8 protein-coding genes are annotated in these 13,167 nt (G+C 57.2%); 6 read left to right on the top strand and 2 right to left on the bottom strand.

What is annotated here, in order from left to right; genetic code table 11:
- The first annotated feature begins 8 nt into the window (after nucleotides 1-8).
- The 6 genes from PQU94_RS06225 to PQU94_RS06200 all read left to right on the top strand — a co-directional run bounded on the left by PQU94_RS06225 (nucleotide 9) and on the right by PQU94_RS06200 (nucleotide 11,346).
- Nucleotides 9-1,004 carry an endonuclease/exonuclease/phosphatase family protein gene (locus tag PQU94_RS06225; RefSeq protein WP_272740605.1) on the top strand — a complete coding sequence of 332 codons (996 nt, stop codon included), beginning with the start codon at nucleotides 9-11 and terminating at the stop codon, nucleotides 1,002-1,004.
- A 194-nt stretch (nucleotides 1,005-1,198) separates the two neighbouring features.
- Entirely contained in the window at nucleotides 1,199-3,184 is a 1,986-nt protein-coding gene (locus tag PQU94_RS06220) for an alpha/beta hydrolase family protein (protein ID WP_272740604.1), read from the top strand.
- A gap of 390 nt (nucleotides 3,185-3,574) precedes the next feature.
- Complete coding sequence (locus PQU94_RS06215) at nucleotides 3,575-6,559, top strand: TonB-dependent receptor domain-containing protein (protein ID WP_272740603.1); 2,985 nt, start codon at nucleotides 3,575-3,577, stop codon at nucleotides 6,557-6,559.
- A 272-nt stretch (nucleotides 6,560-6,831) separates the two neighbouring features.
- Nucleotides 6,832-7,902 (top strand): serine hydrolase domain-containing protein, encoded by a 1,071-nt coding sequence (locus PQU94_RS06210; protein WP_272740602.1) that lies wholly within the window; start codon nucleotides 6,832-6,834, stop codon nucleotides 7,900-7,902.
- Nucleotides 7,903-8,065: 163 nt separating this feature from the next.
- Nucleotides 8,066-9,760: a DUF6630 family protein gene (locus tag PQU94_RS06205; RefSeq protein WP_272740601.1), complete on the top strand. Its 1,695-nt coding sequence runs from the start codon at nucleotides 8,066-8,068 to the stop codon at nucleotides 9,758-9,760.
- A gap of 392 nt (nucleotides 9,761-10,152) precedes the next feature.
- Entirely contained in the window at nucleotides 10,153-11,346 is a 1,194-nt protein-coding gene (locus PQU94_RS06200; protein WP_272740600.1) for a tyrosine-type recombinase/integrase, read from the top strand.
- 165 nt (nucleotides 11,347-11,511) lie between these two features.
- Here the strand turns inward: PQU94_RS06200 and PQU94_RS06195 are convergent, their stop codons facing one another.
- Both PQU94_RS06195 and PQU94_RS18180 read right to left on the bottom strand, forming a co-directional pair.
- Complete coding sequence (locus tag PQU94_RS06195) at nucleotides 11,512-12,732, bottom strand: Druantia anti-phage system protein DruA (protein WP_272740599.1); 1,221 nt, start codon at nucleotides 12,730-12,732, stop codon at nucleotides 11,512-11,514.
- On the bottom strand, nucleotides 12,681-13,109 hold the full coding sequence (locus tag PQU94_RS18180; RefSeq protein ID WP_368407062.1) for an ASCH domain-containing protein: 429 nt from the start codon (nucleotides 13,107-13,109) through the stop codon (nucleotides 12,681-12,683). The genes PQU94_RS06195 and PQU94_RS18180 overlap by 52 nt, the downstream gene beginning before the upstream one ends.
- Nucleotides 13,110-13,167 lie beyond the last annotated feature (58 nt).

Genomic DNA, 13,167 nt, shown 5'->3' with positions numbered 1-13,167 from the left:
GAGAGCAGATGGCCCGTCATTTTGAGTTGAGCTGGGCCGATGGTTTCAGCCGCAATACGCGCTTTACGGTCGGGCTGGGGCTGAGTGCGGGGCTGTTGATCGGCCTGATTTCGCTGTGGCCGCATTGGCCCGGCGATATGATCGTACCCTTCCGGTTGCAGCTTGTGGTGCTGGCCGTGGCGGGGCTGCTCATCAGCCTGTGTCTGGCGCGTCGGGCCTTGATGGGTTTTGCCGCTGTCGTGCTGATGCTGCACGCGACCCCTGTGGCCCTGCGGCTGATGCAACGGCCGGTCCTGCCCGCGACGAGCGATGCCGGGCGGCCGCTCAGCCTCGTTTTCAGCAATGTACTGGCCGATAATCGCGACTATGGCACGGTGATTGCGCTGGCCGAAGGTGAAAATGCCGACCTGTTTGCCGCCGCTGAAACCTCTCCGGCGTGGATAGAGCGGCTGAAGGAACTGCGCGCGACCTATCCTTACAGCTATGCCCCGGAGGCGGGCGTTTTCGGCGTGGCGCTTTATGCCAAGCGCCCCTTCACGCCGACCCTTTATCGCATCGGGCGCTACAATTTGACTCTGATGCGCGCCGATTTTGCCGACTATGTGGTTTACGTTGCCCACCCCATGCCACCCGCCAATGCCAGCCTGAGCGAAGATAACCGGCTGTATATTGCGGATCTGGCCCGGCGGGTGGCCTCAGAAACAAAACCGGTTATCGTCACGGGCGATCTCAACGCCACCCTGTGGTCCGGCAGCATGGGACCGCTGATGCGCGCCAGACTGAGCTGGCCAGCGGGATCGGGCCTGCGCCACACCTGGCCGACCGGCCGCGCCCTTCTGGGCATACAGATCGACCATGTGCTGACGAAGGGTCTGCGGGCCGGCCGACTGACGGTTTTGCGCGATGTCGGCTCGGATCATCTGCCGGTGAGGGCGGACCTTGCCTTGCCCGAAAGTCGTGCGAAGTTGACATTTTCAAATAACGCGGTCATTCAAAAAGAATAGCGTCGTTTGAAATCTTTGTTCTCATCTGACCCAGAAGGCAGTGGGTGCAGATATCACTTGCGGATCAAGCAGATGGAGCGGGAAGACTTTTACAACGGTTGCGAATAACGTGCGTTTTTGAGTTGTGCAGCTTGACGGCAAGCCTCAAAAAAGGCTCATTGGATACTTTTCCAAGGGACGTTACGGAGTTTCCCATGACTGGCCTTCCCTTCGCCCGCCGTCGCGCCGGTGCGTTATTCGCCTTTGCGGCAAGTCTGGCGGTTGCCGCTGTCGTTACCCCAGTGATGGCTGCGCCGGTACCTATCGAATCCTTCGCGAAGTTCGAGGCGATCAACAATGTCACCATTTCGCCCGACGGGAAGCACGTCGCGGCGATCGTGTCAGCGCCGAACCAGAAGTGGCCGGTCATTTCGGTGTGGGATGCATCTGATCTGGCCAAAACGCCGGTGTGGATCCCGTCGGCCACCAATCGCATCACCGGTGTCGGCTTTTTCGGCAATGACAAGATTTTGTTCCGCGCCGAACAGGAGATCACGCGTGGTGATGGCCGTCTGAGCTTTACCGTCAAAACCTATATGGCCGACATCGACGGCAAGAACATCATCGAGCCGTTCAAGACAGGCGGTCGCAGCGAGGCCAATGCGGTCGGTGATGCCGCCTCGGTCTGGCTCAGCAACCTCTATGACGAGGACAAGGTCATTATCCGCAAGCCCGGTGAAGGGGCGTGGGAATATTACGAGCTGAGCCGCAAGACAGGGGCTACGCGCCTTGTCGCCAAGGACAGCGAGAAGTGGGAATTTGTTGCGGCCGGTGTCAACCTCACCACGGCTGAGCCCCTGATCCGTCAGGCGGTCGATGTTCGGGAAGGGGGTAAGTTCTACCTCATCACCCAGATCAAGAATCCGGCCACCGGAGAGTGGGTCGATCACCCGCAACTGGGTTATGTCCTCGAAGAACGGGTCGATCTTGCCATACTGGGTTACGATACGGACACCAACAAGCTGTTTGTGCGCACCAATCGCGGCCGCGACAAGAGCGCTATCTACAGCTACGACATCAAGGCCAAGACCTTCTCTGAAGAGCCGCTCTTTGCCAATGACAAGTACAATATCATGGCCATCGGCCTGAAGCAGAACTATGCGGAGAAGAAGCTCGACTCCGTGTCCGCGATCTATCTGGGTGGCCCGGCGGAAATTCAGGTGTTTCTGGATGAAAAATGGGCTGCCGTGCAAAAGCAGGTCAAGGCGGCCTTCCCAGGCAAAAACGTCACGTTCCGCGTGAATCGCGGCGACGATAAGGCTGTCGTTGCCGTTGATGCGGTCGATTATCCGACCGACTACTATATCTATCAGAACGGTGCCCTGACCAAGATGGGTAACGAGCGGCCCTGGATCGACCCCAAATCCTTGGGTAAGGGGGAGTTCGTTACCTATAAGGCGAGAGACGGACTGGATATTCCGGCGATTGTCACCTATCCGCCGGAATGGACGCCCGCCAAGGGACCGGTGCCGCTCGTGGTTCTGCCGCATGGTGGCCCGTGGGCGCGCGATGAAATGACCTGGGATGGTTCGGGCTGGCCGCAATTCCTGGCGACCCGCGGTATCGCGGTGATTCAGCCGCAGTACCGGGGCTCCGAAGGCTGGGGTGACAAGCTGTGGAAGGCAGGTGACCGCGAGTGGGGTCAGAAAATGTCCGATGACAATGACGACGCGGCCGCCTTTATGGTGACCAAGGGCGTTGCCGATCCCAAGCGGATGGCGATCTTCGGCTATTCCTATGGGGGCTTCGCAGCGATAGCGGCCAGCGTGCGTCCCAACAGCCCATATCGTTGCGCCATTGCCGGCGCCGGGGTTTCCAGTCTGGAGCGGCTCGGCAGTTTCTGGGGCGGCAACCACATACAGCGCGACGTTCAGGGGCATACGGTCAAAGGCATGGACCCGCTGAAAAACGTCGCCAATGCCAATATCCCTATATTGCTCTATCACGGTGATCGTGACCGTCAGGCCGATACGGATCACTCACGCATGTTCTTCAAGGCCATGAAGGCCGCCGGAAAGGATGTCCAATATGTCGAAATCAAGGACATGTGGCACACTCTGCCGTGGCGTCCGGAGTGGCATACCCAAAGCCTGACCCTGATCGAAAACTACCTCAAGTCCGATAAGTGCGGTTTGCTGTGAATCGGTTCTGAGAAAGGGCTTTAGCTTAACCCCGCCACTCTTGGCGGGGTTTTTTGTGTTCGCCCACGGCATAATGTTTCGCTTTAAAGTTTTGCTTTGTTGCGCCTTCTCATAAAAAAACAGCGTTCATTTAAGTGGTCATCTCTACAGGAAACGTTTTTTGATTTTCGGAATATTAAATAAGTTTAATGTATAACATCGGTATTTCTGGGAAGTGCTCCCAGTTATGCCAAGTATTTGAGGCAAACTTACCACAGGAACCGGGTTTGTTACGTCACAAACGATTTTTGCATTGCGTCTCAAATGTGACGAGTTAGTGTCGGATTGTTGAAAATAAGCCTTCCGTTATGCGCGCAAGGCATCCCCGTAATAAAAATCCCGGAGGCGGCATTGACCAAACCCTCTCACCTGACTCGTAAATGGCTTCTGGCTGGTACGGTTTTAACCGGCGTCCTCTTCGGCGTGGCGGCTGCCAACGCGCAAGACGCTCAGCCTGCAAAGACCGAAGAGCCTGCGGCCGATGAAACGACCGAAGTCGTGATCACCGGATCGCGCATCAAAGGTAAGGAATACACTTCGGCGTCGCCGGTAACGGTGATCACGGCGGAACGTTCCTCGGCCGCCGGCCTGATCTCAGCGACCGAAATTCTGCAAAGCTCGACCACGGCGGCTTCGTCGGGTCAGATCAACAACACCTTTACGGGTTATATCGTCGGTGGCGGCGATGGTATCAACACCATCTCCCTGCGCGGTCTGGGTGCCCAGCGCTCGCTGGTTCTGATCAACGGTCGTCGTATGCCCCCCGCCGGTGTCGGCGGTACGGTCGGTCCGGTCGATCTCAACACCATCCCTTCGGCCTTCGTTTCGCGCTATGAAATCCTGAAGGACGGGGCCTCCTCGATCTACGGTTCTGACGCGGTTGCGGGCGTGGTCAACGTCATCACGCGCTCGAACTTTGAAGGCCTGACCCTTGAGGCCCAGACGAACCGCACGCAGGACGGCGGTGGCGGTACTGCCAACCTCAGCGCCATCTGGGGCAAGTCGTTCGATAAGGGGCACCTGGCCCTGTCGCTCGAAGGTTTCAAGCAGGATGCGCTGACGGTCGGTGATCGTGACGCCTTCCTCTGCCCGCAGGACAACTATTACAAGGCCGACGGTTCGCGCGCCGACCTGATCGACCCGACGACGGGCAATATCAAGTGCTATACCCACGGCATCGAAGGCTATGTCGGCGTTTACGCGCCCTTCGACGCCTTTGGTCTGAGCAGCTATTGGGGCAGCCGCAAGATCTCGCCGGGCAGCACGCCTACGGAAGGCGTCCCCGGCTGGGCCTTTATCCCCTACGCCGAGCGCAGCTTCAACGATCCGAAGTCGCACGACGCCACGATCATATCGCCGGTTAAGCGCCTGTCCTTTTTCATGCAGGGCGAGTATCGTCCGGACTGGCTGGGCGGCGGTGAACTGTATAGCGAACTCATGTTCACCCTGCGTAATTCCGAGCAGGTGGCCTACGCCCAATTCTTCCCTTATGTGCACGAAAAGTCCACCATCAACCCGTTCCGTACCGGTACGGTGCCTATCCGCTCCATCATTCCCAACTATCCGGTCAATGCGACTCTCGCGCAACTCGGCTATCCGGGCATGGGCGCCAACCCGATCAGCCTGTACCGCCAATCTTCCGAGCAGGAAGTACGCACCCTGCGTGCACTGGGCGGGGCCCGCGGTGAATGGAACAGCTGGGCGTGGGACGTTTATCTGTCGCACTCTGTCAGCAACGGCACCTATTCCAACGACGCAATCATTCTGGATCGCCTGAACTGGGGTACCGGTACCGATCAGGACACGCTTGAACTGATGCCGGGCAATGTCTGTGGCACGGGCGCGCCGGCGGGTTGTATCCCGTTCACCGAACTCTTCTCGAAAGCCGGTCTTGAGGACGGTAACTATTCGAAGGCGGTTCGTGACTGGTACTTTACGCGCGACAACGGCTCCACCAAGTATACCCAGACGATCCTCGAAGGCTCTGTCACGGGCGATCTGTTCACACTTCCGGCCGGCCCGGTCGGCAGCGCCTTCGGTGTCAGCTTCCGTCGTGATAAGATCGACGATCAGCCGGGTGAACTGTCGCTGACGAAGAATATCTGGGGCCGCACCACGGCCGGGGTTACCAAGGGCTCTGACACGCTTTCGGAAGTCTATGCCGAATTCGAAGTGCCTCTGGTCAACAATGTCTTCCTCGTGAAGGACCTCAAGCTGAACGCCTCGGGTCGCTACTCGAACTATGACAGCGTCGGTGACGATACGACCTATAAGCTGGGGCTGAACTGGGCTCTGAACGATGTCCTGCGCCTGCGGGCAACCCATGGCACCTCGTTCCGCGCACCGGCGCTTTACGAGCTTTACCTGAAGGACCAGACCGGCTTCCTGCAACAGGCTTCGGTTGATCCGTGTATCAACTACGGTCGGGTCGGTGAAGACGGCGGCTTCGTGCGTAATGACCGCGTCCGCGCCAACTGCGCTGCGGCAGGCCTTCCGGCGGATTTCGCCGGTGGGGGGTCGTCGGCGATCGTGAAGACCGGTGGCGGGCTTGATCTGAAGCCTGAAACCTCGACGGCGACGACCTACGGCATCGTGCTGACGCCGCCGGAAACCGGCTTCCGTCTGGCGGTCGATTTCTGGAAAATCGAAGTTCGCGATCAGATCTCTTCGACGGGTGCGGGTGTTGTCGGGGCGTGCTACAACGCCGTGGACTTCGCGACCAACAAGTTCTGTACGCTGTTCAGCCGCCGCGCCACCGACAAGGGCATCGATGTCATCGACGCCAGCTATCGCAACATCCCGACGGAAACGACCAAGGGTGTGGATATCGTCGCCAGCTATGAAAAGGACTTCAACTTCGGCAACCTGCTGATTGATCTGCAGGCGACCCACACCGAAGAGTATCTCTCGCAGCTCTTCCCCGGCGATGTCGTCTATGACTATCAGGGCATTGCGGGTCAGCCGGCCTGGGTGGGTAACATCCAGACCTCGTTCAAGAAGGACGACTGGCGCGTTGTGTGGACCCTCAACTACACGGGAGACACCGAAAACCTCGGCCGCTTTGGTGAAGAGGGTAAGACGAGCCCCACTTCGATCATCCCGAACGCCAAATATCGCACGGACGTCGAAGCCTTTATCACGCATGATCTGAGCGTGCAGTATCGTGGCAAGGACTGGTACGTGACCGCAGCGGTTTCGAACCTGACCGACGAAAAGCCCACGGTCCTCGGCAATGGCAGCACGATCACCCGTCTGGGTAACTACCCCCTGTCCAGCCAGTATTTCGAAGGCTATCTGGGGCGTCAGTTCTATCTCAAGCTCTCCAAGAGCTTCTGATCCCACCGGGACTAATAAGAGAGAGCGGCAGGCAACTGCCGCTCTTTTTTTGTGAAAAATAGGGGAGGGTAGTGTCTCGCTTCCGCAGTGCCAATGCCTATTTACTTCCGGAATCAGCAGACATTCACGCCCTCTGATGAAAGACGTCTCTAAGTCTAAAAAGGATCGGAGTCTAAAAGGACCATTTTCTAAACCTAGGCATAGAGATCATCAGGCTTGTGCAGATCAGATAATCTCTGTAGCTGTTGTATATGAAGAATAAAGTTGCTGCGTTGTCAAAACGAACGGTCCTGTGCGGCGCGGTCTCTGCACTGGCGCAGGCCTCTCTGGCGAAAGCCGGATCGGGCGTCACTTTACCGGATATGACCCAGACCTTACGCGAACACCGCGTGGAGAGTGCATCGGTCGCGCTGATCCGGAACGGTCGCATGGTCGCGGCAGAGGCTTGGGGTATGGCGGGACCTGACCGCGCGGCGACCGTTGCCACACGCTACAATCTGGCTTCGCTGACCAAGCCCTTGACCGCAGAGATCATCCTGCGACTCGTATCGGCGGGCAAACTCTCGCTGGATGAACCGATGGATGCGTACTGGAGCGATCCCGATTTGGCGAGTGACCCCCGAAGGAAGAGCCTTACGGTTCGCATGGCGTTGAGTCATCGCACCGGATTACCGAACTGGCGCGATGCCAGGGGCCTTGCCTTTGATCACGACCCGGGGACGACGACCGGTTATTCGGGCGAAGGTTACCAGTATGCGGCACGCTATGCTGAGCATCGCACAGGGCAGTCATTCGAAGCTCTGGCCAAGCGCTGGCTGTTTGTACCTGCCAATATGCGTGCGTCGGGGTATGTATCCACCCAGGGGGTGTCAGGGCTGTTCGCCACGCCTTATGATGACACGGGCAAGACCCTACCGGTTGAACCCGTTACCCATTACAATGCCGCTGATCTGGCCCACGCCACGGCCAGCGACTATGCGCGCTTTCTTATCGCGGTATGGCAAGACAAGGGCCTATCCTCGGGGGTCGCGGCTGAACGCAGCCGGTCTCAGGCGGATCTGTATCCCCAGACGTGTGGTGGCGCGAAAGCGGCCACCTGTCCGCCGTGGATCGGCTTCGGGCTGGGGTGGCAACTCCTCGGGTTTCCCGGCGGTACGACCCTGTTGCATACGGGTAAGGATGCGGGCGCATTCACCTTCGCCGCGATTGATCGTGCCCATGGGGATGGCATAGTCATCCTCACCAACAGCGATAACGGGTGGCGCATTATTCTGCCGCTTCTTGAGCGCACACGCAGCAATCCTGAACTGATCGACTTTCTGCGCGGTCAAATGGACGGATAGACCGTTGGAGATGCCGCATCGTAAGGTCGAAATACGCCTGTTTCAGCACCGGCTGCTGATGGTCAAAACACCACCTTCCGGCTTCCCCGCAGTCGGATTGGGTGGTATTTCTGCACCGATCGGGCGCCCACAGGATGCTCACATGGGAAGTTTCGGCTGAATTATGATGAGTTTGGAAAATACCCCCATCATAGGCATCGACTGGAAGTTCGTTGGCCGGGACTATCTGGGTTTTTTCCCGGAGCATTACCCCGACCTGGCCTTTTTCAAGTCCGATGCCTTTGAGCATCTTCGCGATGAGCTGACCAATGAACTGCCGGAAACCTGCTTCGAGCGGCTGTCGGTGTTTCTGGCCGAGTATGGCTATGAGCTTTGGAATATTGATACCCTAGGCGACGAATACAGGCTTCTGGTCGCGCCCTCCGGGCAGGGAGAGACTGTTTGCCGGGCCGCTCTCAACGGTATAGCGGCCGAATGGGATGACGCGGAGGACATACCAGATTTTGGTTTTGAACGTCTGGCACCCCTCGCCAAATCGATGAAACCCGGACGCAAACAGGCGGTGAAGGCCAAATTGCCGCCCATCGCCACACAAGACGACTGGCATCGAAGCTATGGGGGTGTCTGGAGGCCGGATGTGCGTCAGGTCTTTCTGGATTTCGAAAACGAGGCGGGCGAAGACGTATCGGGGCTGGTCGATTTGCATACCTTCCCCCTGACAGAGGTCGATGCCACGGGCTTTTATGACCTGCAGGCGGCCGGCCATAGTTTTATGCCCCTCTACGGCATCGAAGGTGGTCAGTATTGGGAATGGCAAAAGCCGCAGAAACGTCAGAAGATTTATGACGATTACCGCAGTTGCGTGGCCCTGATCAGCGATTACAACACGCCGATCGTCACCGAAATTCCCGGCAGCGAACGCCGTCACGGCGATAATCTGGGCTTTACCGGCTTCGGTCAGGTATTGTTTCAGAAGGTGCGCGCGGATGAGGCGGCGACGTGGCACAATGCGTCCGCCCTGCGGATCGGCCGCCAGCCCGTAACACCGGAGGCACGGGCGTCCCTGTTACGCTTTGACGGCGCGCAATTCCAACACATTGCCGAGCTCCACGCGCAGGCCCACCTTTTACCGCTCGACGCAGATAAGATCGCCGTTTTCGGCGCGGCCAATCCCGATGAAAGCGGGCACACGGCAGCAGTCAGTTATCATCTTATTGACAGCCGGACGGGGGTGGTAATGGGCAAGGGGCAATTGCCGTTTGCCCAACCAACGACTCTGGAGGGTCTGTTCGTGCTTGGGGGTGACGACATCGTCTATGTCCGCACGACTCAGGCGGCGCATCCCACCCATGCCGCCTTAACTGAGGCCACGGGGTGGCTGGTGCGTTTCAATCTGCGTTCAGGTGCGTGGCAACAGGCGAAACTGGAGGGGTTGCACGACGACTATACGGTCAATATGGCCCTGCTTCGCCATCAGCCGCCCGACAAGCACCGTATCCGCAGTTTTCAGGGAGGGCTGTCCATCGAACGCGGGCATGACGACTGGTGCATCCTCAACTATATCACCTCCTATGCCGGGCGGCACGATCTGGCCTGGTTATGGAACACGGTGGACGATGAGATTGTGCGCTTGCTGCCCGAAGATTTTCCGCGACGTGAGCCGTCTGTTCATTGGAACCCTGCGCTTGGACGCTATGTGGCTGATGAATCCTGCCGCCTGTCTCTGTTGCCGCCTTTCGAGGAACTGCGCCAGCGGCGTGCTTCACACCGATTGGTATGGGGCAATATCGAAGCTCCCAAAACCGTCACCGGCTGGCTGGCCGCCGGTATTCGTAAACTTACAGGTCGTCGTGCGTGACAGGCAGGCCTCAGCCCTTACCTCCGCACAAACGGTCAACCTGACGAAGTGGGTCGAGAGGCTGGGTCGTTTTGATGAGGTGTGTTGCGTAAACAACGCGCTGCCGCTCAATGCGTCCAGCGGCATTCCTCTGAATCCGCCCCAACCAGCGCGGTAAATACCGGTCTTGATCAGAAGGGTGGGCTGCAGAAATAATAAATTCGGGTTTGTAAGTTTTGATGGCGGAGAGGGTGTCCTTTTGAAGTTCGTCCAGCGTCGTCTAAGGTCGTATGAGAGTACGTTGATTTATTTGTAAAAAGTGATTCAATTCGTCCGAAACCATCCACCTTGGTTCCCGGCTGATTTCGGCTCCTGCTGGGGTCAATGCTGGGGTCAGATTAGGGGAACGACGAATGGCTGCCTTTACGACGAAGCGGATTGAGGCCCTCAATGCGCCGGGCCGGTACTCAGACGGAAACAATCTGTACCTTCAGGTCACGAAGACAGGGGGTAAATCGTGGCTATTCATCTACCGCTGGAATGGCTCACAGAAAGAAATGGGGTTGGGGCCGTTCCCTGTCATAGGGCTTGCCAATGCGAGAGAGGCCGCAAGGGAGGCTCTGAGGCTCCTTAAGGATCGAACTAACCCGCAAGACCCCTTAGCCGTCCGACGGGCGGAAGAGGAAGCCAAACGTGAAAAGCCTGCCTTCGGCGTATTTGCTGAGCAAATGCTGTCAGACATCGAACTGCAATGGCGAAACGAGAAACACCGGGCGCAATGGCGGTACACACTACGTGAATACTGCAAGTCCCTTTGGGATAAGCCGGTCAGTGACATCGACACGCAAGATGTTCTCAAGGTCCTCAAGCCGATCTGGCAAACCATACCAGAGACGGCATCGCGTTTGAGAGGCCGGGTTGAGAGGGTGCTTGACGCCGCCGCCGCAAAAGGGCTGCGTTCAGGGGCCAATCCGGCCCGCTGGAAAGGCCACCTTGATCACCTGCTGCCGAAACGACATAGGCTCACGCGCGGCCACCATGCGGCGATGCCTTATTCGGAGGTGCCCGCATTTGTTCAGGACCTGCGCAAACGAGACAACATGTCCGCCCTTGCCCTGGAATTTCTCATCCTGTGTGCGGCGCGATCCGGCGAAGTCTTGGGGATGATGTGGGAAGAGGTGGACCTTGACGCAAAGGTCTGGACGGTCCCAGCCACACGGATGAAGGCCGGACGGGAACACAGGGTCCCCCTGACCGAACGAGCCGTTGCAATATTGAACTCTGTTCGGGTCCTATCGCTTGTGGCATCCGATAGTGAACAGCCGAGAGCCATAGGCTTTGTCTATCGGGGGACGCAAGGCGGGCAGTTGTCGGTAATGTCCCTGACCATGCAGTTGCGCCGGATGGAAAAGGGCCACTACACGCCCCACGGCTTCCGGTCAGGCTTCCGTGACTGGTGTGGCGAGGAAACGGACTTCGCGCGGGAAATTGCCGAGGCGGCTTTAGCTCACACCGTCGGCGACATGACCGAGCGCGCCTACCGCCGTGGGGACGCGCTCGAAAAGCGGAGGAAGCTGATGGATGCGTGGGCGGATTTTCTTGCGTAGAAAAAAAGATACTCCGGGCGGGTCGAATTGGCTTAGTAGCCCACGCTTACAAGTGGCGACGCGTGGATAGATTCTAGGGTAGCGAAGTCACCGGCAACCCATGCTCCCATGGTCAAAAGCGGAGATTTTCACTGGGACAGAACGTTGCGTCTGTAAAGGGGCGTATCAGGTAGCAATCTCAGAGAGACGCGTAAAGCGCCCTGACACAGGACCGGGCGCAGAATGGTTTATCCGCCAGAACTGCACGATATCGTTGACAGATAATGCCCTAAGGGCAGGTGCAGATCGAATTCCATGTTCGCTTCTTAAAGCCAGTCGATGCGACTCAGAGCAAGCGCCGAAATAGTGAGCAATTGGATTTGTGGCGGCGACTTCCCGCGAAATTCCGACTAGACGCATAGCTCGAAAGAGAAGCTTCTTTCGCACACTTAGATTGGACGCGTAATCCGCAAACTCTCTCGACTGCACTCCATTGTCCGATTTCAACAATGCGAACGCCGTTTCGAACACATTTCTATAGTAAAGGTGGATTGGAAAATTCACCGATCTATGAGTACCGCGCATCTTCACAAATAGGTTCTGTTGCAGTGAGCAACCAACGCGTGGGGCGGCTAATTTAATTCGCTCGTACTGGCCCGCGCTCCCGCCCCATCCACCAGTTGTTGTTAGGCCTAACACCGGAGAACTATACTTGGTTTCGAGATACGAAATCACGGGCTCTGATAGACAAAGGGCTGCCAGCAGCTTGCCTGTTTTCAACTGGTCAAAGGGATGTATAGGCATGCAAACGGCGATATTGTAAATTGAGGTGAGAGCGACATTGCGAAGATCGACGGCCTCTTGGTTTTTTCCCCAGACTCCGTCCTGCCATTGGTGCAAATCAGGCCATCCTAGGTGTCGATCACGGGCGCCATCAAAATACATCGGTGACTTGACACAGATCGCCCCTAACAATCGACGGGGCGGATTTCCTGTATCGAATACGAGAAATTTCCCAATCCGCATCTTTCTAGTCTCTGCCGGTAGAGATTGTCCCGAGACAACGTAATGAAAAAGCTCTTCGTTGGCAGTTGCAGGTAGGCAGGCAACAATTTCTGGAACAATGGTGCTAGGATCGACAGTGAATTCTTCAAACAGTGTCAGAGGCAGACTACGCTCAATTCTGAGGAATTCCGCTTTTTTGCCCTTAAGCCTATGTCGCAAGGCCAAGTCGCGTAAGTGCGGTGAGGCTACGCCGTTGTAACTCTTTTGCCAAATAAAAGTGGCACGACAGCCAATCCGGACAAGTTGCAAATCATCTCGTCCAAATTCAGAAAGATTGCGGTGGAGTGCCGCTAGAAAAGCTGAAGCTGGCGTATTGTCCTTGACGGTGACGCTTCTGAACACTCAACCACCCCCGGTTTCGTGAGATCAACAAAAGTGATCGCGCCCGACGGATGGCGGTAAGGTATCGGAATACGATACAGCCTCGGCTCAGTCACAACCCAAGCGTAAGTCTTGGATCGAATTCCATCTTTTTGCAAGTACGGCACTTGGTGGTCGGCTTTAAGCTCAAGCCGTTCCTCAGTCGATAAGAATGGGGACGCAAATAGCTGGCTAAACTCCAGAGGTCCAATGCAGTCTTCAACAATACACTCTCCTAGGATCGTGCCTGATCCGGATGCAATAAGGCCGATCCGCCCCCGGACGTGAGTCGCGGTGCCTCTAAGTTCCCATTTCTTGCGTCCCGTCAAAATGTACGTCACGTATGGCTGACGAATCATCAACGCGCGTTCGGGAAGGTCGCTTAGGTTGCAATCATGCATTGGCGAATCCTACATT

The organism is Asticcacaulis currens (assembly GCF_028550395.1).
Taxonomy (GTDB): Bacteria; Pseudomonadota; Alphaproteobacteria; order Caulobacterales; family Caulobacteraceae; genus Asticcacaulis; species Asticcacaulis currens.
This window is presented reverse-complemented; position numbering and strand designations above follow the sequence as displayed.

Coding starts and splice junctions, on each gene's coding strand:
- PQU94_RS06225 (WP_272740605.1), top strand. CDS start 9: ATGGCCCGTCATTTTGAGTTGAGCTGGGCCGATGGTTTCAGCCGCAAT.
- PQU94_RS06220 (WP_272740604.1), top strand. CDS start 1,199: ATGACTGGCCTTCCCTTCGCCCGCCGTCGCGCCGGTGCGTTATTCGCC.
- PQU94_RS06205 (WP_272740601.1), top strand. CDS start 8,066: ATGATGAGTTTGGAAAATACCCCCATCATAGGCATCGACTGGAAGTTC.
- PQU94_RS06200 (WP_272740600.1), top strand. CDS start 10,153: ATGGCTGCCTTTACGACGAAGCGGATTGAGGCCCTCAATGCGCCGGGC.
- PQU94_RS18180 (WP_368407062.1), bottom strand. CDS start 13,109: ATGATTCGTCAGCCATACGTGACGTACATTTTGACGGGACGCAAGAAA.